At 63.8% G+C, this 26,463-nt stretch carries 23 protein-coding genes; 17 read left to right on the top strand and 6 right to left on the bottom strand.

What is annotated here, in order from left to right:
- Positions 1 to 13: 13 nt before the first annotated feature.
- The 3 genes from xdhB to uraH are packed head-to-tail and all read right to left on the bottom strand — an operon-like array spanning position 14 to position 4,221.
- Positions 14 to 2,362, bottom strand: a complete 2,349-nt coding sequence (xdhB, locus tag AC1DZU_RS02870; protein ID WP_477282208.1) for a xanthine dehydrogenase molybdopterin binding subunit — start codon at positions 2,360 to 2,362, stop codon at positions 14 to 16.
- Positions 2,362 to 3,843, bottom strand: a complete 1,482-nt coding sequence (gene xdhA, locus AC1DZU_RS02865) for a xanthine dehydrogenase small subunit (RefSeq protein ID WP_477281537.1) — start codon at positions 3,841 to 3,843, stop codon at positions 2,362 to 2,364. Before xdhA ends, xdhB begins: the two co-directional genes overlap by 1 nt.
- A 3-nt stretch (positions 3,844 to 3,846) precedes the next feature.
- The gene (gene uraH / locus AC1DZU_RS02860) at positions 3,847 to 4,221 is read right to left on the bottom strand and encodes a hydroxyisourate hydrolase (protein ID WP_477281535.1); all 375 of its coding nucleotides are present in this window, start codon (positions 4,219 to 4,221) and stop codon (positions 3,847 to 3,849) included.
- Positions 4,222 to 4,424: 203 nt separating this feature from the next.
- Here uraH and puuE point away from each other — a divergent pair, with 203 nt between their 5' ends.
- The 13 genes from puuE to AC1DZU_RS02795 all read left to right on the top strand — a co-directional run bounded on the left by puuE (position 4,425) and on the right by AC1DZU_RS02795 (position 18,925).
- Positions 4,425 to 5,843, top strand: coding sequence for an allantoinase PuuE (puuE, locus tag AC1DZU_RS02855; RefSeq protein WP_477281533.1), 1,419 nt, complete (start codon positions 4,425 to 4,427; stop codon positions 5,841 to 5,843).
- A gap of 9 nt (positions 5,844 to 5,852) precedes the next feature.
- Positions 5,853 to 6,716: a bifunctional allantoicase/(S)-ureidoglycine aminohydrolase gene (locus AC1DZU_RS02850; protein WP_477281531.1), complete on the top strand. Its 864-nt coding sequence runs from the start codon at positions 5,853 to 5,855 to the stop codon at positions 6,714 to 6,716.
- A complete protein-coding gene (locus tag AC1DZU_RS02845) occupies positions 6,713 to 7,216 on the top strand; it encodes an ureidoglycolate lyase (RefSeq protein WP_477281529.1) in 504 nt (167 codons plus the stop codon). The genes AC1DZU_RS02850 and AC1DZU_RS02845 overlap by 4 nt, the downstream gene beginning before the upstream one ends.
- On the top strand, positions 7,216 to 7,809 hold the full coding sequence (locus AC1DZU_RS02840; RefSeq protein WP_477281527.1) for a nucleoside deaminase: 594 nt from the start codon (positions 7,216 to 7,218) through the stop codon (positions 7,807 to 7,809). Before AC1DZU_RS02845 ends, AC1DZU_RS02840 begins: the two co-directional genes overlap by 1 nt.
- A gap of 82 nt (positions 7,810 to 7,891) precedes the next feature.
- Positions 7,892 to 9,877 carry a CocE/NonD family hydrolase gene (locus AC1DZU_RS02835; protein WP_477281525.1) on the top strand — a complete coding sequence of 662 codons (1,986 nt, stop codon included), beginning with the start codon at positions 7,892 to 7,894 and terminating at the stop codon, positions 9,875 to 9,877.
- A gap of 154 nt (positions 9,878 to 10,031) precedes the next feature.
- Positions 10,032 to 11,618 carry an ABC transporter substrate-binding protein gene (locus AC1DZU_RS02830; protein ID WP_477281523.1) on the top strand — a complete coding sequence of 529 codons (1,587 nt, stop codon included), beginning with the start codon at positions 10,032 to 10,034 and terminating at the stop codon, positions 11,616 to 11,618.
- A gap of 16 nt (positions 11,619 to 11,634) precedes the next feature.
- Entirely contained in the window at positions 11,635 to 12,594 is a 960-nt protein-coding gene (locus AC1DZU_RS02825; RefSeq protein WP_184873155.1) for an ABC transporter permease, read from the top strand.
- Between the two features lie 9 nt (positions 12,595 to 12,603).
- Positions 12,604 to 13,428, top strand: a complete 825-nt coding sequence (locus AC1DZU_RS02820; protein WP_184873154.1) for an ABC transporter permease — start codon at positions 12,604 to 12,606, stop codon at positions 13,426 to 13,428.
- On the top strand, positions 13,428 to 15,083 hold the full coding sequence (locus AC1DZU_RS02815; protein ID WP_095083048.1) for an ABC transporter ATP-binding protein: 1,656 nt from the start codon (positions 13,428 to 13,430) through the stop codon (positions 15,081 to 15,083). The genes AC1DZU_RS02820 and AC1DZU_RS02815 overlap by 1 nt, the downstream gene beginning before the upstream one ends.
- 209 nt (positions 15,084 to 15,292) lie before the next feature.
- Positions 15,293 to 16,132, top strand: a complete 840-nt coding sequence (locus AC1DZU_RS02810) for an alkaline phosphatase family protein (RefSeq protein ID WP_477281520.1) — start codon at positions 15,293 to 15,295, stop codon at positions 16,130 to 16,132.
- A gap of 129 nt (positions 16,133 to 16,261) precedes the next feature.
- A complete protein-coding gene (locus AC1DZU_RS02805) occupies positions 16,262 to 16,828 on the top strand; it encodes a sigma-70 family RNA polymerase sigma factor (RefSeq protein ID WP_095084313.1) in 567 nt (188 codons plus the stop codon).
- Positions 16,825 to 17,493: an anti-sigma factor gene (locus AC1DZU_RS02800; RefSeq protein ID WP_477281518.1), complete on the top strand. Its 669-nt coding sequence runs from the start codon at positions 16,825 to 16,827 to the stop codon at positions 17,491 to 17,493. Before AC1DZU_RS02805 ends, AC1DZU_RS02800 begins: the two co-directional genes overlap by 4 nt.
- Entirely contained in the window at positions 17,483 to 18,925 is a 1,443-nt protein-coding gene (locus tag AC1DZU_RS02795; protein ID WP_477281516.1) for a S8 family serine peptidase, read from the top strand. Before AC1DZU_RS02800 ends, AC1DZU_RS02795 begins: the two co-directional genes overlap by 11 nt.
- Here the strand turns inward: AC1DZU_RS02795 and AC1DZU_RS02790 are convergent.
- Together AC1DZU_RS02790 and AC1DZU_RS02785 are read right to left on the bottom strand one after the other, a co-directional pair.
- Entirely contained in the window at positions 18,897 to 19,427 is a 531-nt protein-coding gene (locus AC1DZU_RS02790; RefSeq protein WP_477281514.1) for a hypothetical protein, read from the bottom strand. The two genes, AC1DZU_RS02795 and AC1DZU_RS02790, sit on opposite strands and share 29 nt — an antisense overlap.
- A 23-nt stretch (positions 19,428 to 19,450) precedes the next feature.
- Positions 19,451 to 20,269 (bottom strand): class I SAM-dependent methyltransferase, encoded by an 819-nt coding sequence (locus tag AC1DZU_RS02785; RefSeq protein WP_477281512.1) that lies wholly within the window; start codon positions 20,267 to 20,269, stop codon positions 19,451 to 19,453.
- Between the two features lie 78 nt (positions 20,270 to 20,347).
- Between AC1DZU_RS02785 and AC1DZU_RS02780 the strand changes: the two genes are divergently transcribed.
- The gene (locus AC1DZU_RS02780) at positions 20,348 to 21,256 is read left to right on the top strand and encodes a LysR family transcriptional regulator (RefSeq protein ID WP_477281510.1); all 909 of its coding nucleotides are present in this window, start codon (positions 20,348 to 20,350) and stop codon (positions 21,254 to 21,256) included.
- Positions 21,257 to 21,288: 32 nt separating this feature from the next.
- Here AC1DZU_RS02780 and AC1DZU_RS02775 read toward each other — a convergent pair whose 3' ends face one another.
- Positions 21,289 to 22,320, bottom strand: coding sequence for a substrate-binding domain-containing protein (locus tag AC1DZU_RS02775; protein ID WP_477281508.1), 1,032 nt, complete (start codon positions 22,318 to 22,320; stop codon positions 21,289 to 21,291).
- Positions 22,321 to 22,682: 362 nt separating this feature from the next.
- On the opposite strand from AC1DZU_RS02775, the gene AC1DZU_RS02770 reads away from it, so the two are divergent.
- The 3 genes from AC1DZU_RS02770 to AC1DZU_RS02760 all read left to right on the top strand — a co-directional run bounded on the left by AC1DZU_RS02770 (position 22,683) and on the right by AC1DZU_RS02760 (position 26,463).
- Positions 22,683 to 24,038: an ABC transporter substrate-binding protein gene (locus AC1DZU_RS02770; RefSeq protein ID WP_477281506.1), complete on the top strand. Its 1,356-nt coding sequence runs from the start codon at positions 22,683 to 22,685 to the stop codon at positions 24,036 to 24,038.
- Between the two features lie 255 nt (positions 24,039 to 24,293).
- Positions 24,294 to 25,307: a carbohydrate ABC transporter permease gene (locus tag AC1DZU_RS02765; RefSeq protein ID WP_477281503.1), complete on the top strand. Its 1,014-nt coding sequence runs from the start codon at positions 24,294 to 24,296 to the stop codon at positions 25,305 to 25,307.
- Between the two features lies 1 nt (position 25,308).
- Entirely contained in the window at positions 25,309 to 26,463 is a 1,155-nt protein-coding gene (locus AC1DZU_RS02760; protein ID WP_477281501.1) for a carbohydrate ABC transporter permease, read from the top strand.

The following is a 26,463-nucleotide window of genomic DNA, read 5'->3' as shown; positions in this document are numbered from 1 at the left end:
CGTTTTGCCGGTTTCAGGCGGTCTTGACCTCGTTCTTCAGCCTCTCGATCGCCATCAGCACCCGTTCCGGCGTCGCCGGCGCATCGAGACGCGGGCAGATCTTGTGGTCGGCGACACTGGCCACCGCGTCCGACAGCGCGTGCAGCACCGACATGCCGAGCGGGAACGGCGGTTCACCGACCGCCTTGGAGCGGTGGATCGTCGGCTCGCTGGCTTCCGGCCAGTCGGCCAAGGTGACGTTGAAGATCTTCGGTCGGTCCGACGCCAGCGGGATCTTGTAGGTTGATGGCGCGTGCGTGCGTAGCCGGCCCTTGCCGTCCCACCACAGTTCCTCGGTCGTCAGCCAGCCCATGCCCTGGATGAAGCCGCCCTCGATCTGGCCGATATCGATGGCGCGGTTCAGCGAGCGGCCCGTGTCATGCAATATGTCGGTGCGCTCGACCATGTATTCGCCGGTCAGCGTGTCGACCGAAACTTCCGAGCAGGAGGCGCCATAAGCGAAGTAGTAGAAGGGGCGGCCCTGGCCCTTGTCACGGTTCCAGTGGATCTTTGGCGTTTTGTAGAAGCCCGCCGCCGAAAGCTGGATACGGGCCATGTAGGCCTGTTTGACGAGGTCGGCGAAGGCGATCTCCTGGTTGCCGATGCGCACCCGGTTGGGCAGGAACAGCACCTGGTCGCGCGGCACCTGATATTTTTCGGCGGCGAAATCGGTCAACCGCTCCTTGATCTGGCGAGCGCCATTCTGCGCCGCCATGCCGTTGAGATCGGAACCGGATGACGCTGCGGTGGCCGAGGTGTTCGGCACCTTGCCGGTCGTCGTCGCGGTGATCTTCACCTGATCGAGATCGATCTGGAACTCTTCCGCCACCACCTGCGCCACCTTGACGTAGAGGCCCTGCCCCATCTCCGTGCCGCCGTGGTTCAGATGCACCGAGCCATCGGTGTAGACATGCACCAGCGCGCCGGCCTGGTTGTAGTGCGTGGCCGTGAACGAGATGCCGAACTTGACCGGCGTCAGCGCCAGGCCACGCTTGATGAAACGGCTGTTGGCATTGAAGGCCGATATCTCACGCCGCCGCCGCGCATAACTGGCGCTTTGCTCAAGCTCAGCGACGATGCGCTGGATGATGTTGTCCTCGACCGTCTGGTGGTAGGGCGTGATATTGCGGTCGCTTGTGCCGTAAAAATTCTTCTTGCGGATTTCGAGCGGATCCTTGCCGACGGCAAAGGCAACCTCGTCGATGACGCGCTCGGCGCCGACCATGCCTTGTGGACCGCCGAAACCGCGGAAGGCGGTATTCGACACGGTGTTGGTGTAGAGAGGTGCCGACTGGGCATGCACCGCCGGCCAGAAATAGGTGTTGTCGCAGTGGAACAGCGCGCGATCGGTCACCGGACCCGACAGGTCCGAGGAGAAGCCGCAGCGCGCCGCGAACATGAAATCGACGCCGAGAATGTTGCCCTCGTCATCGAAGCCGACTTCGTAGTCGACGAGGAAGTCATGACGCTTGCCGGTGGCGATCATGTCGTCGTCGCGGTCGGGCCGGATTTTCACAGCGCGATGGTGCTTTTTCGCGGCGATGGCGGCCAATGCCGCAAACTGGTTGCCTTGCGTTTCCTTGCCGCCGAAACCGCCGCCCATGCGGCGGATTTCCACCGTGATGGCGTTGCTCGGTACGCCGAGCGCATGGCTGACCATGTGCTGGACTTCGCTCGGATGCTGGGTCGAGGAATAGATGGTGACGTCCTCGTCCTCGCCGGGCACGGCCATGGCGATATGGCCCTCGAGATAGAAATGCTCCTGACCGCCGACGCGCATCTGGCCTTTGAGCCGGCGGGGCGCGGCCTTGATCGCTGCCGCGGCGTCGCCGCGCTTCAGGGTCAGTGGCGGCGTGACCAGCTTGTCCTTACGGGGATCAAGTTCGCCGATGTCGGTGACGAAAGGCAATTCCTTGTATTCGACCTTGGCCAGCCTGGTGGCGCGGCGTGCCTGCTCGCGCGTCTCGGCAATGACGCAGAAGATCGGCTGGCCGTAGAACTGCACCTTGCCTTCAGCCAGCACCGGCTCATCATGGCGCCCCGTCGGCGAAATGTCGTTTTCGCCAGGCACATCTTTGGCCGTCAGCACGTCGACGACCCCGGGGGCGGTGCGCACCGCCGACAGGTCCATGCTGGTGATGGTGGCATGGGTGGCAGCCGACAGCCCAAGGCAGCCATGCAGCGTGCCGGCCGGTTCCGGTATGTCGTCGATGTAGACGGCGGTGCCGCTGACATGCTTGTGGCCAGAATCATGCCGCTGGTCGGTGGCGACGCCACCGGTGATCTTTTCAGCCCTGATATTGGGGGTGGCGTGCTTGTTCATCATGCCGCCTCATGCCTTGAAACCTGGATCGGCTCCCTGGTGCCGCTGGTCTCGGCGAAGAAGCGCAGCAAAAGGTTGCGCGCCGCCAGGGCGCGATACTCGGCCGAGGCCCGCATGTCGGTCAGCGGGGTGAAATCGTCGGCATACTTCGCCATCGCAGTCACAACCGTCTGTTCGGTCCACGGCTTGCCGAGCAGCGCGTTCTCGACAGCCGACGCCCGCTTCGGTATCGCCGCCATGCCGCCGTAGGCGATGCGTACATCGGCGACCGTGCCGTCCTTGGCCAGGTTCAGGAAGAAGGCGCCGAGGGCGGCCGTGATGTCCTCGTCGCGGCGCTTGGTGATCTTGTGGACAGCGAATTTCGTGCTCTTGGCGGGGACGGGAACGTGTACCGCCTCGACGAACTCGCCAGGCTGCCGGTCCTGCTTGCCATAGGCGATGAAGAAGGCTTCCAGCGGGATCGTCCGCCGTTTCTTGCCCTTGCGCAGCGTCAGGCGCGCGCCGAGCGCGATCAGGGGCGGTGGCGTATCGCCGATCGGCGAACCGTTGGCGATGTTGCCGCCGACGGTGCCCATGTTGCGCACCTGTTCGCCACCGATGCGATCGAACAGCGGCCCCATCGCCGGGATGCGCTTGGCGAGCGTCGAGAACGCCTCGGTGTAGGTGACGCCGGCGCCGATGGTGATGACGCCGTTGGCTTCGGCGATGGTGCAAAGCCCGTCGAGATCGCCGATGAAGATCACCGGCGAAATATCGCGCATGTGCTTGGTCACCCACAGGCCGACATCGGTCGAGCCGGCAACGATGGTGGCGCCGGGTTCCTTGTCCAGTACAGTGGCGAAATCGTCGACGTTGGCGGGCACGACGAGCCGCTCCTTGCCGGCGCCGATCTCGATCCGCGCGCCGTCATGCATGGCCTGGAGCCTTGCCGTGATTGCCTTGCGCTCGACCGCCAGCGGGTCCTTCGCCGCCTTGCCGTAGCTGGAGATGGCGCGGGCCGCGCGCACGATCGCCTCGTAGCCGGTGCAGCGGCAAAGATTGCCTTGCAGTGCCTTTTCGATAGCTTCATTCGACGGGTCTGATGATTTCATCCACAGGGCATAGAGCGACATGACGAAGCCCGGCGTGCAGAAGCCGCACTGCGAGCCGTGGAAATCGACCATCGCCTGCTGCACCGGGTGCAACTGGCCGGGAAGACCGCGCAAATGCTCGACGGTCACAACATGGGTGCCGTCCAGCGAGCCGAGGAAGCGGATGCAGGCGTTGACGCTTTCATAGACCAGCCCACCAGCCGAGAGCTTTCCGACCAGCACGGTGCAGGCGCCGCAATCGCCCTCGGCGCAGCCCTCCTTGGTGCCGCGCAGCGAACGGTCGAGCCGCAGCCAGTCGAGCAGGGTCGCGTCTGGCGCCACCGACGAAAGCGCGACGTCCCTGCCATTGAGAATGAAGCGTATCTCGTTGCGGATACGGACCTTGGCCATGCCTCAGCTCCCCCTGTAGGTCGAATAGCCATAGGGCGAGACCAGCAGCGGCACATGATAGTGCACCGGTTCGGCCATGCCGAAGCGGATCGGTATCAAGTCGAGAAAGGCCGGTTTGGGCAATTTCGTCCCCTTCTGGCGCAAATAGTCGCCCGCGGCAAAGATCAGTTCGTATTCGCCGGTGCGGAACTCGGCGCCGACAAGCAGCGGTGCGTCGCAACGGCCATCATCATTGGTGACAACGGTCTTCAGATGTGTGCGCGCATCGCCCTCGAGGTGATAGAGCGCGATCGACAATCCCGCCACCGGCATGCCGGTCGCCGTGTCGAGGACATGGGTCGTCAGACGCCCGCCATCGGCTTTCGACGTTTCTGCCACTGGCCGCCTCCCATTTCCTGTACGAGCGAACTGGCCCGGTACAATCGAACATTGCTGATGAATTGTGCGCCAATTAAAGGCGATGCATAAGTCCCGGTCGAGCGGAGTGCGACAAAAACACTTTCAAAAATTTTCGGGGGAATGCGCGAGCAGCCCTTTCGATATCTTGAGCATACATCGGGCAATGCCCGGCGGGAGGGACGATGCGTTACATCAGAGACATGCGCGGCTATGGAGCCAATCCGCCGGATCCGAAATGGCCTGGTGGTGCGCATGTCGCCGTCCAGTTCGTGGTCAACTACGAAGAGGGCGGCGAGAACTGCGTGCTGCATGGCGACAAGGCGTCGGAAGCCTTCCTGTCGGAGATCGTCGGCGCGGCACCCTGGGTGGGCCAGCGCCACTGGAACATGGAATCAATCTACGAATACGGCGCCCGCGCCGGTTTCTGGCGGCTGCTCAGGCTGTTCACCGAGGCCGAAGTGCCGGTGACCTGCTACGGCGTCGCCACCGCGCTCGCCCGTTCGCCCGACCAGGTCGCGGCGATGCAGGAAGCCGACTGGGAGATCGCCTCGCACGGGCTGAGATGGATCGACTATCGCGACCACAGCGCCGAGGACGAGCGCCGCGACCTCGAAGCGGCGATCCGCTTGCACTACGAGGTGACCGGCCAGCGCCCGACCGGCTGGTACACGGGGCGCACATCGGTCAACACGGTGCTGCTGGTGGCTGAGGAAGGCGGCTTCGCCTATGTGTCGGACACCTATGACGACGAACTGCCCTACTGGTTCGAGCATGAGGGCGGCGCCCAGCTCATCATCCCCTACACGCTCGACGCCAACGACATGCGCTTCGCGACGCCACAAGGCTTCAATTCAGGCGACCAGTTCTTTGCCTATCTGAAGGACAGTTTCGACACGCTCTATGCCGAGGGCAAGGCCGGCCGGCCGCGCATGATGAACATCGGCCTGCATTGCCGCCTCGTCGGGCGGCCGGGCCGGGTGGCGGCGTTGAAGCGCTTCGTCGACTATGTGAAGTCGCACGACAAGGTCTGGCTGGCACGGCGCATCGATATCGCCCGCCACTGGCAAGAGAACCATCCCTATCGACCGGCGGCACTCAGGCCATCGAAGATGGAATTCGAGGCGTTCGTCCACACTTTCGGCGGTGTCTTCGAGCATTCGCCATGGATTGCCGAACGCGCCTTCGAGTTGGAACTAGGCCCGGCGCATGACTCATCCGGCGGTCTGCACAACGCGCTCTGCCGCGTCTTCCGTTCCGCCAGCGAGTCAGAGCGGCTTTCAGTGCTCAACGCCCATCCCGACCTTGCCGGCAAACTGGCCAAGGCCAAACGGCTGACGGCGGAATCGACCAAGGAACAGGCCTCAGCCGGCCTCGACGCGCTGACCGATAAGGAGCGCGAACTGTTCTCCAAGCTCAATGCCGCCTACGTCACCACCTTCGGCTTCCCGTTCATCATCGCGGTGAAAGGCAAGGCCAAAGAGGAGATCCTGGCGGAATTCGAGGCACGCATCGGCAACAGCCGCGGCGTTGAATTCGAGACCGCCTGCAAACAGGTCGAGCGCATCGCGCTGCTCCGCCTCAAGGACATGCTTCCGCAATAGGTTTAACCCATGGATACGATCAGGATGCCCGACCGAACCTATTACGCGCCGCATGGCGGCCACCCCGGCCAGAGTGAGCTGCTGACCGGCCGCGCCGTCTTCACTGAAGCCTATGCCGTCATCCCCAGGGGGGTGATGCAGGACATCGTCACCAGCGCCTTGCCGTTCTGGGACAAGACCCGCGTCTGGATATTGTCGCGGCCGCTGTCCGGCTTTGCCGAGACGTTCTCGCAATACATTGTCGAGGTCGCACCCGGTGGCGGCAGCGAGCGGCCGGAGCCGGATGCCGGCGCCGAAGGCGCCCTGTTCGTGGTCGAAGGAGAGTTGACCGTTCTGCTTGCCGGCAAGAAACATGTGCTGCGACCGGGCGGTTTCGCCTTCCTGCCGCCGGCCAGCGGATGGACGGTTCGCAACGCGGGGAAGGCCGATGTCCGTTTCCACTGGATCCGCAAGGCTTACGAGGCGGTCGACGGTCTAGAGGCGCCGGAAGCCTTCTTCACCAACGAACAGGACATCGCGCCAACGCCGATGCCCGGCACTGAAGGCCGCTGGGCGACGACCCGTTTCGTCGATCCGGCCGATTTGCGCCACGACATGCACATGACCATCGTCACATTGGAGCCCGGCGCGGTCATTCCCTTCGCCGAGACCCATGTCATGGAGCACGGGCTCTATGTGCTGGAAGGCAAGGCGGTCTACCGCCTCAACCAGGACTGGGTCGAGGTCGAGGCCGGCGACTACATGTGGCTGCGCGCCTTCTGCCCGCAGGCCTGCTATGCTGGCGGCCCGGGCAAATTCCGCTATCTGCTCTACAAGGACGTCAACCGCCACGCCAAGCTCGGCGGCGCCGGCATTGCAAGGCGGGCGCCGTGACCCGCATCGTCGCGCGGCCGCTGACCCGCGAGAACTTTGCCGCCTTCGGCGACGTCATCGACATGGGCGGCGACAACCACTATCCGATCAATGGCGGCAAGGCCGAGCGCTACCACGATCTTGCCACGGCGCAAGCGACAGGGCCGAACGCCCGCGTGCTGATCTCGATGGTGCGCGGCACGCCTTACGAATTGCCACTGAAGCTGACCATGGTCGAGCGCCATCCCTTCGGCACCCAGGCTTTCATTCCGTTGTCGCCGCGGCCGTTCCTGGTCGTCGTCTGCCACGACGGCGATGGGGGACCGGGTGAACCGCAGGCCTTTATCACCGCGCCCGGACAAGGCATCAACTATTCCCCTAACCTGTGGCACGGCGTGCTGACGCCGCTCGGCGAGGCGCAGGATTTCCTGATCGTCGACCGCGGCGGCGACGGTTCCAACCTGGAAGAATTCCATTTCTCGCACGCCTACGAGATCCATCTCCCCGACGAGAGCCTGTAATGACCGACATTTCCCTGATCGACCGCCTGCTCGACGTCATCGAGCACGACATCGTGCCGAAGACGGCGGAGGGCGTTGCCCACGGCAACAAGCTGTTCGGCGCGGCGATCCTGCGCAAGGACGACCGTTCGCTGGTGCTGGCCGAGACCAACAACGAGATGGAAAACCCGCTCTGGCATGGCGAGGTGCACTGCCTGAAGCGCTTCTACGAAATGCCGAAGGCCGAGCGCGTGGATACCAAGGACGCCATTTTCATCGCCACGCATGAACCCTGCTCGCTCTGCCTGTCGGCGATCACCTGGACCGGCTTCGACAATTTCTACTATCTGTTCAGCCATGAGGATTCGCGCGACAGCTTCGCCATCCCGCACGATCTGAAGATCCTGAAGGAGGTCTTCACCCTCGATCCCGGCGGCTACAATGCCGAGAACGCCTATTGGAAGAGCTTTTCGATCCGCAGGTTGGTGCGGACGCTGCCCGAGGCCGAGCGCCAGCGCCTGGAGATACGCATCGGCAAGATCTCGGCACGCTATGACGACCTGTCCGGCGCCTACCAGGCGAGCAAGGGCGACAACGACATTCCGCTGAATTGACGCGGACTGACCAGCCGAATTCGTAGGCTGGCCCACGACGCGATCCCGTCGGCTCCATCATCTGGCGATCCTGGAGTCCCGCATGAAAACCGTCACCGAATTTCCCCGCAAGGTCGTCGAATATCCGGACATGGGCATCGTCATGCCCGATGGCTGTCGGCTGTCGGCGCGGGTGTGGATGCCGCAGGATGCCGGCGACGATCCGGTGCCGGCGATCGTCGAACACCTGCCCTACCGCAAACGGGACGGCACCATCTTTCGCGATCAGTTAACGCATCCCTATTTCGCCGGCCACGGCTATGCGTCGATCCGCGTCGACATGCGCGGCAATGGCGATTCCGAAGGGCTGATGGACGACGAATATTCCGAACAGGAATTGCAGGACGCCTGCGACGTCATTGCCTGGGCGGCGTCGCAGCCTTGGTGCAACGGCAATGTCGGCATGATGGGCATTTCCTGGGGCGGCTTCAACTGCCTGCAGGTGGCGGCCAAGCAGCCGCCGGCACTGAAGGCGGTTATCAGCCTGTGTTCGACCGTCGACCGCTATGCCGACGACATCCACTACAAGGGCGGCTGCCTGCTGATCGAGAATTTCGGCTGGGCCTCGACCATGCTGTCCTATTCGTCGCGGCCACCGGACCCGTTGCTGGCCGGCGACAACCGGTGGCGCGATCTGTGGCTGACCCGGCTGGAGAACCAGCCCTTCCTGGCACCGCTGTGGCTGAAGCACCAGCATCGCGACGCCTATTGGAAACGCGGCTCGATCTGCGAGGATTATTCCGCCATCCAGGCCGCGGTGCTGTCGATCGGCGGCTGGCATGACGGCTATCGCAACACGATCTCGCACCTCGTCACCAACATCCCGTCTCCGGTGAAGGGCATTGTCGGGCCGTGGATCCACAAATACCCGCACTACGCCGCCCCCAAGCCCGCCATCGGCTTCCTGCAGGAGGCGTTGCGCTGGTGGGACCGCTGGCTGAAGGGCATCGACACCGGCGTCGAGGCCGATCCGGCCTACCGTGCTTATGTCATGGACAGCGTGCGCCCGGCGCGCTGGCATCCCGAACGGCCCGGCCGCTGGGTGGCGGAGCAGGAATGGCCGTCGTCCACCATCAAGACGCAATCGATCGATCTTATCCCCGACGGCAGCAAGCCCGCCGTCGTTGCCTCGCCGCAGAGCTGCGGCCTCGCCGGCGGCGAGTATTTCCCGTTCACCTTCGGCCCCGAACTGCCCGGCGACCAGCGCCCCGACGACGCTTTGTCGGTGTGTTTCGACCAGCCGGAACTGGCTGAGGCGGTTGACATCGTCGGCGCGCCCGAAGTCGAGGTGCGGCTGTCGTCCGACCGCCCGCAGGCGAACATCGCGATCCGGCTGTGCGACGTGCACCCTGACGGCGCCTCGGAACTGATCTCCTATGGCGTGCTCAATCTGACGCATCGCAATTCGCACGAATTCCCCGAGGCGCTGGTGCCGGGCGAAACCGTGTCGGCGCGCGTGGTGCTCGATCAATGCGCTTATCACGTGCCGGCGGGCCACCGTCTGCGCATTGCCGTATCGAACGCCTATTGGCCGATGATCTGGCCGTCGCCGGAACCGGTGCGGCTGGCCTTGTCGGCCGCGACGCTGGCCTTGCCGCTGCGTCCTCTGGCGACCGGCAACGAAGTGACGTTCGCCGAGCCGGAAGGCGCCACGCCGTGGGCGACCGAGACGATCCGCGCCACCAATTCCGAGCGTCATGTCGATCGCGACGAGAAGACCGGAATTGTGACGCTTTCCACAGTGGATGATTTCGGCGAGGTGCGCGATCTCGCCCACGGCCTCGTCCATGGCAGCATCGCCCGTGAGACCTGGACGATCCGTCCGGACGATCCCCTGGCGGCCTCTGGAAAAACGCACTGGACGCAGACCCTGTCGCGAAATGGATGGTCGGTGCGCACCGAAACATTCGCCGAAATGCGATCGGACGCGCAAAACTTCATCGTCAGCGCCAGAATCGAGACCTATGAGGGCGAAACTCTCGTTTTCGAGCGCAACTTCGAGGAAGGGGTGCCGCGCGTCCTCCTTTGAGCACGGGTTTCGTTGGTCCAAATGCGACGTACGATTTACGCCACGGCATGTCGCATTCGGTCTTGCTTACCGCTTTCCCTTGCGGTCATTATTCTCCTCACAAGAAACAAGAAAAACGACCGCAGAGTCGAACCAACAGAGTGAGGAACTCAACATGTCAAACGAACTGGAATTCCTTAGCCGGCGAGTCGCATCCGGCAAACTGAGCCGTCGCGATTTTCTCGGTCGGGCGGCAGCGCTCGGCGTCACCGCGACCTTCGCCAACTCGCTGCTTTCAGGTGCGGCGCGCGCGGCCGGCCCGGTCAAGGGCGGCACATTGAAGGCCGGCCTCGTCGGCGGCGAATCCACCAACAGCCTCGATCCGGCGCTGATGATGACGCAGGTGCCGTTCGCCTTCGGCAAGTGCTGGGGCGAAATGATCGTCGAGCTGTCGCCGGAAGGCAAGCTTGAGAACCGCATTGCCGAGGAGATCGGCTCCTCGGACGACGCCAAGGTGTGGACGTTGAAGATCCGCGACGGCGTCGAATTCCACAATGGCAAGACGGTGACCGCGGCAGACGTCGCCGCGACACTCGAGCGCCATTCGGACGAAAAGTCGAAATCCGGCGCGCTCGGCTACATGAAGGGCATCGAGACCATCAAGGCGAGCGGCAAGGAAGTGGTGCTGACGCTGAAGGAGGCCAACGCCGACCTGCCCTATCTGCTCAGCGACTATCACCTGATCGTGCAGCCGAACGGCGGCAAGGACAAGCCGGATGCCGGCATCTCGGCCGGCCCGTACGTCGTCAAGACCAACGAGCCCGGCGTGCGCCATGGCGGCGAGCGCTTCGCCAATTACTGGCAGGGCGACAAGATGGGCCATGCCGACCAGATCGAAGTCATCGTCATCAACGATGCGACCGCCCGCACGGCGGCCCTGCAGGGCGGCCAGGTAAACATGATCAACCGCGTCGAGCCGAAGATCGTCGACCTGATCAAGCGCCTGCCGGGCGTCACCATCCGCAACCACGCTGGTCCTGGCCATTACGTGTTCATTATGCATTGCAACACGGCACCGTTCGACAACAACGATCTGCGCACGGCACTCAAGCTGGCCATCGACCGCGAGGAAATGCTGGACAAGATCCTGCGCGGCTACGGCTCGCTCGGCAACGACTTCCCGATCAATTCGTCCTATCCGCTCTTCACCGAGATCGAGCAGCGCAAGTACGATCCCGACAAGGCCAAGTTCCACTACAAGAAGTCGGGTCACGACGGCACCGTGCTGCTGAGGACCTCGGATGTCGCCTTCCCGGGCGCTGTCGATGCCTCGCAGCTGTTCCAGCAGAGCGCGGCCAAGGCCGGCATCAAGATCGAGCTCAAGCGCGAGCCCGGCGACGGCTACTGGAACGAAGTCTGGAACAAGCAGCCCTTCTGCGCCTCCTACTGGGGCGGCCGCTCGACGCAGGACCAGATGTACTCGACCGCCTATCTGTCGACCGCCGACTGGAACGACACGCGCTTCAAGCGTCCGGACTTCGACAAGATGGTGCTGGCGGCGCGCGCTGAACTCGACGAGACCAAGCGCAAGCAGATGTATCATGACATGGCTGTCCTGGTACGCGACGAAGGGGGCCTGATCCTGCCGATGTTCAACCAGTTCATCGATGCGACAGGCGCCAAGGTCGATGGCTGGGTCGATGATCCGCATCAGGAATTGATGAACGGCTACGCCCTGGCGAAGTGCTGGCTCCAGGCCTGAGCCCGGCTTTGCGGATATGTCTTCACCCATCCTGAAGCTAATTGCCCAGCGCGTTGCGCTGGGCATCGTCCTGTTGTTGGCCGTTTCGGTCCTGATCTTCGCCGGCACCCAGATCCTGCCCGGCGACGTCGCGCAAGCCATTCTCGGGCAATCGGCAACACCGGAGTCGCTCGCCAATTTGCGCGAGCAACTCGGCCTCAACGATCCGGCCTATATTAGGTATTTCCGCTGGCTCGGCGGCGTGCTCACCGGCGATCTCGGCACAGCCATGTCGAGCGGCCAGGACATCGCGACGTCGATCAAGGACCGGCTGTGGAACACGCTGTTCCTCGCCTTCTGGGCGGCGATCGTCGCCGTACCACTGGCGATCATCCTTGGCCTGATCGCCGTGCGCTACCGCAACGGCTGGGTCGACAAGCTGATCTCCGGACTGGCGCTGGCCTCGACCTCGTTTCCCGAATTCTTCATCGGCTATGTTCTGGTCTATTTCTTCGCCGTGAAGTGGCAGATCTTCCCCGGTATTTCGACCGTCTATGACGGCATGCCGTTCGGCGAACGCATGCAGGCGATCGCCTTGCCGGCGACGGCGCTGACGCTGGTGGTGCTGGCCCATATGATGCGCATGACGCGCGCGGCGATCCTCAACGTCATGCAGTCGGCCTATGTCGAGACGGCGGAACTGAAAGGCCTGTCGGCGTTCAACGTCATCCGCAGGCACGCCTTCCCCAACGCGATCGCGCCGATCATCAACGTCGTGATGCTCAACCTCGCCTATCTGATCGTCGGCGTCGTCGTGGTCGAGGTGATCTTCGTCTACCCGGGCATGGGGCAATATCTCGTCGACCACGTCACCAAGCGCGACGTGCCGGTGGTGCAGGCGGTCGGCCTGATCTTCGCCGCCGTCTACATCAGCCTGAACATCATTGCGGACATAGGGGCTATCGTCGCCAATCCGCGTCTCAGACATCCGAAATAGGGGGCGGATATGCTCGATATCAAACGCATCCCCATCCCCGCGCTGATCGGCATCGTGCTGACGGCACTGTTCGTGCTGGCGGCGCTCTTCGCACCGTGGATCGCGCCGCACGGCAATGGCGAAATCGTCGGCGACGTCTGGGAACCGATGTCGGCAACGCACTGGCTGGGCACCGACAATCTCGGCCGCGATCTCCTGTCGCGCATGATCTACGGCGCCCGCATCACGCTGTTCATCGCCGTGCTTGCCACCGCGCTGTCATTCTCGCTCGGCGCCATCCTCGGTTTCTCGGCGGCGGTGTTCGGCGGCTGGTTCGATACGCTTTTGTCGCGCCTCGTCGATCTCCTGATGTCGATCCCGACGCTGATCATGGCCCTTGTCGTGCTCTCCGTGCTGCCGACCAACCTGGTGACGCTGATCCTGGTGATGGGCGTTCTGGACTCGACCCGCGTCTATCGCCTGTCGCGGGCCGTCGCCGTCGACATCAACGTCATGGACTATGTCGAGGCGGCAAAGCTGCGCGGCGAAGGCAGCGCCTGGATCATTTTCCGCGAGATCCTGCCCAACGCGCTGTCGCCGCTGGTTTCGGAACTCGGCCTGCGTTTCATCTATGCCGTGCTGTTCCTGTCGACGCTGTCGTTCCTCGGCCTTGGCGTCCAGCCGCCGGATGCGGACTGGGGCGGCATGGTCAAGGAAAACAAGGACGGTATCGTCTTCGGCATCGCAGCCGCGCTCATCCCGGCGGCGGCAATCGCCATGCTGGCGATTTCCGTCAACCTGGTTGCGGACTGGGTGCTCAACCGGACGACCAGCCTGAAGGGAGGACGCGGGTGATGGCTGACAGCAAAGCGAACTCTGGCCTCCTGCTCGACATCCGCAATCTGCGCATCGAGGCCACTGTCTTCCCGCCAGGCGAGCCGCCGAAGAACATCGTGCTGGTGCACGATGTCTCGCTGACTCTGCAGAAGGGCAAGGTGCTTGGCCTGATCGGCGAATCCGGCGCCGGCAAGTCGACCATCGGCCTCTCGTCCATGGGCTATGGCCGCGGTGGTGTGCGCATCACCGGCGGCGAGGTGATCCTCAACGGCCGCGATATCCTCAAGGGCGGCAAGGACGGCTTCCGCAAGCTGCGCGGCCGTGAGGTCTGCTACGTCGCGCAATCGGCGGCCGCCGCCTTCAACCCGGCGCACAAGCTAATGGACCAAGTGGTGGAAGCCACCCTCCTGCACGGCACGGCGACACGCGCCGAGGCGGAGAAGCGCGCCGTTGCGCTGTTCAAGAAGCTCAGCCTGCCAAACCCCGAAACCATCGGCGAGCGCTTTCCGCACCAGGTCTCGGGCGGCCAGCTGCAGCGCGTGATGACGGCGATGGCGCTTTGCTCCGAGCCGGACCTGATCGTCTTCGACGAGCCGACCACGGCGCTCGACGTAACGACGCAGATCGACGTGCTGGCGGCGATCAAGGACGCCATCCGCGATACGCATGTCGCCGCGCTCTACATCACCCACGATCTTGCCGTCGTCGCCCAGGTCTCGGACGAGATCATGGTGCTTCGCCATGGCCGGCTGGTCGAATGGGGCGGCACCCGGCAGATCATCAAGGAGCCGCGCCAGGAATACACCAACGCGCTTGTGTCGGTGCATGAGATCGAGCACGCAGAGCAGAAGCCCGGCACGACACCGTTCCTGTCGGTGAAGAACGTCACCGCCGCCTATGGCCGCAGCCATATCAAGGTGCTGAAGAACGTCTCGGTCGACATCTATCCGGGCCAGACGCTGGCCGTGGTCGGCGAATCCGGTTCGGGCAAGTCGACGCTGGCACGCGCCATCACCGGGCTTTTGCCGCCGGAAGAAGGAACCGTCACCTTCGACGGGCGCCCGCTGGCAAACCGGCTGGCCGACCGCCCGAAGGAGGATCTGCGTCAGTTGCAGATGATCTACCAGATGGCCGACGTGGCGATGAACCCGCGCCAGACCGTCGGCACCATCATCGGCCGGCCGCTGGAGTTCTATTTCGGCATACGCGGCCGCGAGCGCGACAAACGCGTCGCCGAACTGCTCGACAAGATCGAGATGGGCAAGGGCTTTTCCGACCGCTACCCGGCCGAGCTTTCCGGCGGCCAGAAGCAGCGCGTCTGCATCGCCCGTTCGCTCGCCGCCAAGCCGAAGCTGATCATCTGCGACGAGGTGACCTCGGCGCTCGATCCACTGGTGGCGCACGGCATCCTGAAGCTGCTGCTCGAGCTGCAGAAGGAAGAAAACGTCGCCTATCTGTTCATCACCCATGACCTGGCCACGGTGAAGTCGATCGCCGATTCGATCGCGGTGATGTATCGCGGCGAGGTGGTGCGCTACGGGCCGAAGAGCAAGGTGTTGAGCCCACCCTTCGACGACTATACCGACCTTCTGCTGTCGTCGGTCCCCGAGATGGAGATCGGCTGGCTGGAAAAGGCGATCAAGGGACGGCGCATGGCGAGCGCGGGGAATTAGGGCAATTCGAGGAAAAGTGTGAACCGTTTTCCGGCCGGAGTTGCGTCCGAGCAGGGATAGACCCGACCCGTTGGTCCAGGCACGGCTGCCGTCATCCGCATGCAACACTAGTCTAGCCTATCCTGCCTATTGGTTCATAAACGGAACGCCGTGTGCCCCAGCGGTGCACGGCGTTCTGATTTCAACTGGTCAATCGCAGGGAGCCGCCCGTGGCGCTCAAGACAAAACTTTTGCTGATCATCCTCGATGGCGTCCCCTACGGGAACTGGCGCCGGCTGATGGGCAATCTCGAAGGCTGGGTGCAATCGGGCGAGGCAAGCGTCTGGAAGATGCGCTCGGTGCTGCCGTCGACCTCCGCCTGCTGCTACGCCTCGATCCACACCGGGGTTTCGCCGCAGGTGCACGGCATTCTGTCCAACGAGAACCGGTTCCGCGTCGAACAACCCGACATCTTCTCCGAAGTCAGCAAAGCCGGTGGCAAAACGGGTGCGGTGACCCATTCCTATTGGCCGGAATTCTTCCGTGCCTATCCCTTCGACCTGGTCGAGGACATGGAATTCGACGAGCCGGGCGGGCCGATCACGCATGGCCGATTCCACACCATGACCGGCTACAATCTTCGCAACCAGATGACGCCGAGCGACGTCGATTTGTTCGCGACGCTGACCATGCTGACCAGGCGCCACGGCATCGACTACGGCATCCTGCACACCTGCACGCTGGACTCGATGGGCCACCGCTTCGGCCACGACTGCCACGAGATGGATCATGCCGTCTATGCGATGGACGGCATGCTGGCGGCCTTCCTGCCGCGCTGGATCGAGGCTGGCTACGAGGTGATGGTCACCGCCGACCACGGCCAGACCGATCGCGGCCATCATGGCGGCCATGACGACGAGATGCAGGATTTCGCGCTGTATTATTTCGGGCCCGGCAAGGGACCGCAGGCCGACATGCTGCTCGACCAGCTGCAACTGGCGCCGACCATCTTGAGCCGCCTCGGCGTGCCGGTGCCGGCGACAATGAAAGCGAAGTCGTTTTTGAGTTGAATGGGCGCCTTCCCTCCTCTGGCAACCGCCCCACTCTTCGGTTAGCCTCCGCGAATTCCTTGGCGGAGGATGAACCTTTTTGGACCGATCAGCGACAGAGCAGACAGGAGCCAGGCGGCTCGACCGGCCATGACGGCAGCGACGGAGACCGATCGCGCTCTTGTCGACCGGGTCGCGAAGGGCGACCGTGCCGCCGTGCGGCTCCTGTTCATGCGTCACCACGCGCGGGTCTACCGCTTCGTGGCGCGCCAGACGGGATCGGAAATGATGGCAGACGACATCGCGAACGAGGTGTTCCTCGAACTGTGGCGGCAGGCGCCAGGCTTCGAAGGACGCTCCGAAGTCTCGACATGGCTGCTCGGCATCGCCCGGTTCAAGGCGCTGTCTTCGCTGCGCAAGAAAAAGGAAGACTGGATCGACGACGAGGCTGCAGCCGCAGTGCCCGACAGCGCCGACACGCCGGAAGTCGTCACCATGAAGGAAGACAAGGCTGCCGCCTTGCGGCGCTTCGTCGACGCCTTGCCGGAAGAGCACCGCACGGTGATCGACCTTGCCTATTATCATGGGCAGTCGGTGGGCGAGATCGGCGAGGTGCTCGGCATTCCGGTCGCGACCGTCAAGACCCGGATGTTCTACGCCCGCAAGAAACTCGGCGAGGCCCTCAAGGCCGCCGGTTACGACAGGGGGTGGCCATGAGCGCCGCTGAAAAGATGTCGCGCCGCGACGAAATGGAAACGCTGCTGCCGTTCTATCTGAACGGCTCGCTGGAAGGCTCGGACCTGGAAGCCGTCGAGGAGTGGCTGGCCAGCGATCCCGCTGCGCTGGCCGCCCTTGGCGAGGCCGAGGCCGAATTTTCCGGCACGACGGCCGCCAACGAAGCGATCCGCCCGCCTGCCGATGCGTTGAGCCGCTTCGCCAAGGCGCTCGACGCCGAAGCCGGACCTGCGCGCGCGCCGGCAAACGCGTCCTGGCTGGCGCAGGCCTGGGGCCGCTTCATGGCGGTGCCGGTCGGTGTTGCCTGGGCGGCGGCCGCGGTCCTGCTGGCGCTGATCATGGTCCAGTCGTTTGTTCAGCCCGGCGGCAAGGGCAAGGATTTCGAGATTGCCGGGGCGGAAGGCGATCTGGCGAAAATGCCGTTCGCCCTGGTCAAGTTCAAGCCGGATGCAAGGATGTCGGATATTTCAGGCTTTCTGGGCAACAACGGGCTGAAGATCATCGGCGGACCGACCGCCGATGGCGTGTTCCGGCTTGGCATTCCCGCCGCCAAGGCGGCCGACTACACCAAGCAGCTCGGCCTTATTGCCGCCCAGCCCTTCACCGAGACTGTGATCGAGGGAAGGAAACCGGTTGATGGCGGCTGAGGCGGCGGTCATTCGATTTGCGGCAATCCTGGCGGCGGCGATGACAATCGCCGCCGTGCCTGCGTCGGCGCAGACCAACGCCCCCAACCCCGATCCGACGAAAATCGACTGCGGCGACGCGAACAATGCGGCAAGCGCCGACTGCGCCAAGGATGGCCGCGACACAAAGAATGGGTCGGGCGCGGCGCGGCCCGGCGCTGTCTTCCTGCCAGCCCTGATCGTCGATCTGTTCCCCAATCCGGTCGCGCCTCCGGCACCGCTGCCGACGCCACGGCCGGACCCGGCGACGCCGCCTGCCGACAATCAAGCCGGCCCGCCGCCTGGCGGCCCGATCGTCTCGCCGACCGATCTCAACGCCGTTCAGCCGCCGCGCGGGGTGGCCGGCGATTTCGTGCCCGACGAGGTGCTGGTGACCGTCGACGGCGATGCCGGCGCCGTGCAGCAGATCGCCGCGTCCTTCGGCCTCCAGGTGCGCTCACTGCGCCAGTCGCGGCTGCTTGGCACCACGCTGGTGCGGTTCGGCATTCCCGATGGCCGCCCTGTCGGGGTCGTGCTGGCGCAATTGGCCGCCGACGGCCGCACCCAGCGGCGCGAACCCAACCATGTCTATTCGCTGCAGCAGGCCGCCAGCATCGTCAATTATGCCTTCGAGCGCATCGCGCTCGATTCCAAACAGGCCAGCGGCGAAAACGTCCGCATCGCGGTGATCGACACCGGCATCGACGACAGCAATCCGGCGCTCTCAGGTGTCATCGCCGGGCAGTTCGACGCCATGCCCGACGTGCCGATCGAAAAACGCGATCACGGCACTTCCGTCGACGGGCTGATCGCCGGCGTCGGCGCGCTCGAGGGCATGGCGCCCGGCGCCAGGATCTATCACGCCCGCGCCTTCGAGGGCGGCAAGTCGACCATGGACGTCATCCTGTCGGCGCTCGACTGGGCGACGAGCCAGGATGTGCACATCATCAACATGAGCTTCGTCGGGCCGAAGAACGACCTGCTCGGCGTTGCCTGCCGCAATGCGCGGGCGCTCGGCATCGTGCTGGTCGCCGCCGCCGGCAACAACGGGCCGAAGGCGCCCTATGGCTACCCGGCGGCCTTCGACGGCGTCATCGCGGTGACCGCCACCGATGCCAAGGACGGGCTCATGCCGCAAGCCAATCGCGGCGCCTACGTCTTCATCTCGGCGCCTGGTGTCGAGATGGTGGCGCCGAGCGGCGCCGGCTCGGACGTGGTCACCGGCACCTCGTTCGCGGCAGCGATCGTGACCGGCGCCATCGCCAATCTCATCCACGCCGTGCCCGACCGCTCGGCCGACGGCATCGAGAAGGCGCTGGCGGCAACGGCCAGGGATCTCGGCCCCAAGGGGCGCGACAATGATTTCGGCTACGGCCTGCTCGACATCAAGGCCGCCGAGGCGGCGAAGGAGTAGTCCGCGACGGCTCAAGTCGCGGTTTGGGACGCGCCAGAAAATAGAATGCGGCGATGTGCGTGATCATCAGCAGCGGCACGTAGATGACCGGGATCGCGTAAGTGGCGCCCAATTCCCCCGCGCGAGCGGGAAGGTCGATCTGGACGGCATGGTAATAGTCGACGATGAGGTCGACTATCCCGACGAGATTGAAGGCGACGACGAACGCCCAGAACAGCTGAGGTATCCTCACCGTGAGCAGCGCCAGCATGGCCAGCACCCCGGTTGCGAAGTCGCCATAGGCGGCGAACATGGCGAAGCCGGCGGGCAGATCGGGGCTGACGACGCCCGGGACGAGGAAGACGAGCCCGAAGAAGCGGAAGCTGTGCAAGGTAGCGATAGCGCGTTGCGCCGCGACCCGGTCCATCGATCTCAGCCACGGCAGACCGTACGCACTGAGGCAAAGCAGCCACGCGACATAGCCCAGAACGAGATGGGTTTGGAACAGGACTTCCGTGGACATTTGGTCTCCTCTCAACGATTGGTTCACGCAGCCTCAAACACCGCGGTCAGGACGCCGAGCCGGCCCTCCATGAGATTTCGTCCCAGGTTGGTCGCAAGCTCCGCGAAGTCAGGCCCCATCACCACGCCGAGATTTGGCGAAGGCGGCGGTCCCGAAACGCGGAGCTGTGCGAACCACGCCTTGGCAACCTCGGTGTCGTCTTGCCATGTCAGTATGCGGAAGCCGGCTGGTTCGATCGCCTCGCGCGTCGCACCAATGGTCATGAGAAAGCTCGTCGCCGGCGTTCGCGCCCATGGAAGCGGGTAGTGTGGCTCGCCCATGGCCAACACGACGTCGAAGGTGGCAAACCTGCCACCTTGCTTCAGCACGCGTCGAATCTCGCGATAGAGCTGTGCCCGGTCGGAGATGTTCATCGCCACATGCTGCAGCAGCACGATGTCGAAACGGCCATCATCGAATGGGAGCTCCAGTGCACTGGCGATCTGGAACGACAGCTGCCCGCTCTGTCCCGTGCGGTCGGTCAGATAACGCGCGGCATCCACGAAAGGCTCGCTGATATCCACGCCAGTGACCCGGCAACCATAGGTCGCGGCCAGGAAGCGCGCCGGCCCGCCGATGCCCGAACCGACGTCCAGTACTGACATGCCGGCAGCGATCCCCGTCAATTGGGCAAGCTCGACGGTGGCGGCAAGCCCACGGGTGTGAAATTGGTCAAGGGCGCCCAATTGCTGGGGCGTGAGAAGCTGATCATCCGGGCCAAGGGCAGCCAGCACCGTCTTCAGCCGCTCAGTCAGGCCGGTCGCGCGATAGTGGTCGCGCACCCCATCAAGTTCATCGGTCATTGCAAGATGTCTCCTAGCTTCACCTCCTACCTAAGCCCGCTTCCATAATTCGACTATCCGCTGTAATCACAACAACCCATGAAGCAGAACTACACAGTCCGACACGGTGCGCTGGAGGGCGTCGAGGCGTTTCTGGCTGTCGCCAGGCACCGCAACTTCCGCCGCGCCGCAGCCGAACTCGGCGTGACACCGTCCGCCGTGAGCCAGGCGGTGCGCGCGCTGGAAGCGCGTATGGGCACGGCGCTGTTCGTGCGCACGACGCGCAGCGTCGGCTTGACCGAGCCTGGCCAGCGCTTCCTCGACCGTGCCGGCCCTGCCTTCGAGGAGCTCGTCGCGGCCGGCGAGGCGGTGCGCGACGCCAGCCAGCGGCCGACCGGGCTGCTGCGCCTGTCCGTGCCCCGCGCCGTCGTGCCGTTGATCCTGGAGCCGATGATCGCGTCGTTCTGCCAAGCCTATCCCGAGATCCAGCTGGAGATCGCCGCGAGCGACGAGATGGTCGATCTGGCGACCGGCGGGTTCGATGCCGGCATCCGCCTTGGCCAGTTCATCGCGACCGACATGGTGGCGATACGGCTCACGCCGCCGTTCGCGTTCGTGGTCGTCGGCAGCCCAGACTATCTCGAGCGCCACGGCAGCCCCGAGCGTGTCGACGACTTGCGCCACCATGCCTGCTTGCGCTTGCGCCGTTCGAACGGCGCCATCGCGCCCTGGTCCTTCGTCGATGGCAACGAGGCGATCAAGGCGATGGTCTCAGGCCCGCTGATCGCACACGACTATCCGACGTTGCTCGGTGCCGCCATGCAGGGCGTCGGGCTGGCACAGACGCCTCGACCCGTCGCTGAAGGTGCGATCGCCGAAGGAAAACTCAAGTCGGTGCTGGACGGCGTTGCCGGCTCGACGCCGGGCGTCTTCCTCTATCATCCCGGCAGACGCCAGGTCCTGCCGAAGCTGCGCGCCTTCATCGATCACCTCAAATCCGCGGCCTGAACAACAGCCGGCCAACCATCGTTCGGAGTTGTTCAGTCCCCCAAGGCCGGCGCGCCGGCGACCGAGCCTCGGACCACAAGGTCGACGGGCCAGACCTCGCCACGAGCGCCCTCCTCCAGCCCTGAAATCCGTGCCGCCAGCCGCTCGGCGACGCGCGCGCCGGCGAGACGGATCGACGAGCGCGTCGTCGACAGCGGCACGGAGAAGTTCTCCGGCCTCAGCCAAGGGAAAACGTCGTCATGGGCGATCAGCGATATGTCGCCTGGAATGGTCAGGCCGAGATCGCGCACCGCGCGCACGACGCCCAGCGCCATGATCAGGCTGGAGCAGACGATCGCCGTCGGCGCGTCGCCCGCCTCCAGCAAGCGCCTGGTGGCGCGATAGCCGTTCTCTTCGGTCATGACCACCGAGCAGACATGGCGCTCGTCCAATGCCAGCCCACTCACCGCCAGCGCCCGGCGAACGCCGCGCTCGCGATGGATGGCAAAGGTCTCGCGGTCGTCACCATTGATCAGCGCCAGCCGCCGGTGGCCGAGTTGGATCAACAGCCGCGACGCCTCGTGAAAGGCGCCTTCATTGTCGATGTCGGTGAAGGGATAGTCGAAATCGAAGCCTTCGCTGCGGCCATGGACGATGAAGGGAATGCCGAGCGTGTTGACCAGCGCCACGCGGCGGTCGGCGGGTCTCGGTGAGGAGATATAGACGGCGTCGACCTGCCGGTTGGCGACGATGCGCCGGTAGGTCGTTTCCTGGTCGTCGGCGTCGGCCGGCGACAGCACTAGGTCCAATTCATGCGAGCGGGCATAGTCGCCGAGGCCGGACAGGAACTCGACGAAATGCGGATCGATGTCGACGGAGGCACCGGTCGGCAGGACATAGCCGATCATGCCGGTCTTGCCGGTCGCCAGCCGGCGTGCGCTGGGGTTGGGACGATAGCCGTGGCGCTTGGCGGCGTCCATCACCCGCCGGCGCGTCTCTTCGTTGACCTCGGGATAGCCGTTCAAGGCACGACTTACCGTGGTCTGCGAAAGTGCCAGCATATGGGCGAGCTGCTTGAGGTTCACAGGAGGCCTCCGCGCCTCAAAGCGCTTTTAATTCGATTGGATCCGAGCGCCACGTGGGACGCCGCGATATGAAGACAAGCATAGGCGCGCTTTGGGTGAGTTTGAAACAAAAATTGCTGCTGCACCGCCATAAATACATGCTGCAGCGCACTTTTTACGCGTCGAAAGCCCAAAATTAAATCGATTAGCCGCTCACCCTCTTGACTTCCGAGGGATTCAATGGCGAGATCAAAAAAGCCAAAGCGCTTTGGAAGACTCTTCGAAAGGTTGCGGTTCCTTTCTGACTGAGTCACAGTCCTGCGGCGTCGGCGGGCGGAATGGAGGTTCCGTCCGGTGTTTGTGGCCCACTGGGAGGAATACCGATGAAGAAAATGCTTTTGCTGGGTGCTGCGTTTGCCACGCTCGCCCTGAACGCGCCCGCGCATGCCGAACTGAAGTTCAAGCCGGGCGAGGATCCCCGCTTTAACTGGGCGAATTACGAAGAGCTCAAGAAAGTCGATCTCAAGGGTGAGACGCTATCGATCTTCGGACCGTGGCGCGGTGAGGACGAAGGCCTGGTGCGCGGCGTTCTCGACTATTTCTCGGAAGCCACCGGCGTCGAGATCAAATACTCCTCCTCGGAGAACTATGAACAGCAGATCGTCATCGACACGCAGGCCGGCAGCCCGCCCAACATCGCCGTGCTGCCGCAGCCTGGCCTGATCCAGGACCTGGCATCGAAGGGCCTGCTGACGCCACTGGGCGACGACACCGCCAAATGGGTCAAGGACAATTACGGCGCCGGCCAGTCATGGGTCGATCTCGGCACCTTCAAGGACAAGGACGGCAAGCCGGGCTTCTTCGCCTTCCCCTACAAGGCCGACGTGAAGTCGCTGGTCTGGTACTCGCCGGACAATTTCGAGGAAGCCGGCTACAAGGTACCGAAGACGCAGGAAGAACTCGCCGATCTTGAGAAGAAGATCATCGCCGATGGCGGCAAGCCGTGGTGCATCGGCCTCGGCTCCGGCGGCGCCACCGGCTGGCCGGCGACCGACTGGGTCGAAGACCTGATGCTGCGGACCCAGGCGCCTGACGTCTACGACAAATGGGTGAAGAACGAGATCCCGTTCAACGATCCCGCCGTGGTGAACGCCATCGACATCTTCGGCAAGATCGCGACCGACGACAAGATGGTCGACGGCGGCGCCAAGGCGGTTGCGGCGACCGATTTCCGCGACAGCCCGAAGGGGCTCTTCTCAGTGCCGCCGAAGTGCTACCTGCACCATCAGGCGTCGTTCATCCCGACCTTCTTCCCGGAAGGCACCAAGGTCGGCCAGGACGCGGACTTCTTCTACTTCCCGCCCTATGCCTCCAAGCCTGAACTGGGCACGCCGGTGCTCGGCGCCGGTACGCTGGCGATGATCACCAAGGACTCAAAGGCCGCGCGCGCCTTCATCGAATTCCTGAAGATGCCGCTCGCTCACGAGATCTGGATGGCCGAGGGCGGCTTCGTGACGCCGTTCAAGGGTGTCAACAAGGCTGCCTATGCCAGCGACGCGCTGAGGAAGCAGGGCGAAATCCTCGCCAATGCCTCGACCTTCCGCTTCGACGGTTCCGACCTGATGCCGGGCAAGATCGGCGCCGGCGCCTTCTGGACCGGCATGATCGACCTGGTCGGCGGCAAGTCCGCGCAGGACGTCGCCACCGACATCCAGAAGAGCTGGGACGCGATCAAGTAGGCGGCTGTCAAGTAGCGGCCCGTCCGGCTCGGCGATCAAACGGCCGAGCCGGCCATTCTCGCACTGGATCCGGACCTGCCGGCCCGGATCCGACGGCGGCCCGTGCCGCAGCCTTTCGTCATGAGCGCATCGACATAAAGCGCGATCGGCATGCGAGCAGGTTTCCGCCGCCGAAGACGCTCCAACAACTGAATCGGCGCCTGGTCCCGTCACCAAGGTCATTCCTTGTCGGATCATGCGCAGGGAGAGGGACCCATGGCGGCTCAGATTTTCTCGGCCATATTCGTCATCATCGTCGGGGTCGGCGGTTGCGTCGCCTATTTCTGGGGCGCCAACAAGCTGGTCGACCTGATATTCCCGTCGCGCGGCGTCGCCGGCGCCGCGGCCATCGACAATCTGCGCCGGCAAGGGCTGGTCCGGCCATGGCTGTTCGTCGGCCCGGCAATGATCATCCTGACCATCTACCTGATCTATCCGGTGGTCGAGACGCTGAGGCTGTCGTTCCTCGATCGCGGCGGCATAAACTTCGTCGGCTTCGCCAATTATGAATGGGCGTTCGGCGATCGCGAGTTCCGCAACTCGATCCTCAACAACATCGTCTGGCTGGCGGTGGTGCCGGCCGCCTGCACCTTCCTCGGGCTGATCATCGCCGTGCTCACCGACAAGATCTGGTGGGGCACGGTCGCCAAGAGCCTGATCTTCCTGCCGTTGGCGATCTCCTTCGTCGGCGCCAGCGTCATCTGGAAATTCATCTACGAGTACCGTGGCGAGGGTCAGACCCAGATCGGCCTGCTCAACGCCATCATCCAGCATTTCGGCGGCCAGCCGCAGGTCTGGATATCGCTGCCGTTCTGGAACAATTTCTTCCTGATGGTGATCCTGATCTGGATCCAGACCGGCTTTGCCATGGTCATCCTGTCTTCGGCCTTGCGCGGCATCCCGGAAGAGACGCTGGAAGCCGCCGTCATCGACGGCGCCAATCCGTTCCAGATATTCTGGAAGATCATGGTGCCGCAGATCTGGGGCACGATCGCCGTCGTCTGGACGACGATCACCATCCTGGTGCTCAAAGTGTTCGACATCGTGCTGACCATGACCAACGGCCAGTGGAACAGCCAGGTGCTTGCCAATCTGATGTTCGATTGGATGTTCCGTGGCGGCGGCGATTTCGGCCGCGGCGCCACCATCGCCATCATCATCATGATCGCGGTCATTCCGATCATGGTCTGGAACATCCGCCAGGCGAACAAAGAGACGGGAGGACATTGAGATGGCCGTTGCGACCGGAAATTCCTTCGCCAGCCGCTTCGGCGTCCATATTGCCGTCCTCATCTTCGTCGCTATCTGGACCATACCGACGCTCGGCATCCTGGTCTCGTCGCTGCGTGACAAGGACCAGATCATCGCCTCGGGCTGGTGGAATTCGTTCTCCAGTTCCACCCAGACGGAAGCCGGCCGGCTGCCGGCTGCCTCGATGCAAGTCGAAAAGGATGGCAAGTTCGTCCTTCAGGGCAACATCTTCGGCAACAGCCCCGTCCGCAACATCAGCGCTTTCGGCGTCAAGTCGGCGGCACCGACGCAATACCCGGCCGGCACACCGGCCGATCTCGGCGACGGCGTCACCCTGCAGCTCAATGCTGACGGCAGTTTCATCATGCAATCGCCGAAGGCCTTCGAAGGCGATCGCGGCCAGCGCGTCTATTATGCCTCGTCGGCGCCACCGAAATTCACCACCGACAACTACAAGACCGTGCTGTTTTCGGAAGGCATCGGACGGTCGTTCATGAATTCGCTGACCGTCACCATACCGGCGACCGTCATCCCGATCCTGATCGCCGCCTTTGCCGCCTACGCCCTAGCCTGGATGCGCTTTCCCGGCCGGGCGCTGCTGATCGCGGTCATCATCGGCCTGCTGGTGGTGCCGCTGCAGATGTCGCTGATCCCTCTGTTGAAGCTCTACAACGGCGTCGGCGCTTTCTTCGGCATGCCGTCGAAAACCTATCTCGGCATCTGGCTGGCGCATACCGGCTTCGGCCTGCCCTTCGCCATCTACCTGCTGCGCAGCTATATAGCCGGCCTGCCGCGCGAAATCATGGAATCGGCGCGCATCGACGGCGCCAGCGATTTCGAGATCTTCGTCAAGATCGTGCTGCCGCTGTCGTTCCCGGTGCTGGCCTCGTTTGCCATCTTCCAATTCCTGTGGGTATGGAACGATCTGCTGGTCGCGATGGTTTTCCTGGGTACGGAGGCAGACCAGATCGTGCTGACCGCCAAACTCAACGCGCTGCTTGGCTCACGGGGCGGCGACTGGGAGATCCTGACGACGTCGGCTTTCGTGACCATCATCGTGCCGCTGATCGTGTTCTTCTCGCTGCAGCGCTATTTTGTCCGCGGGCTGCTTGCCGGCTCGGTGAAAGGAGGCTGA

Source organism: Mesorhizobium sp. P2_A12 (assembly GCF_056405075.1).
The sequence above is the reverse complement of the archived record's forward strand: the minus strand, read 5'-3'. Positions and strand labels throughout refer to the sequence as shown.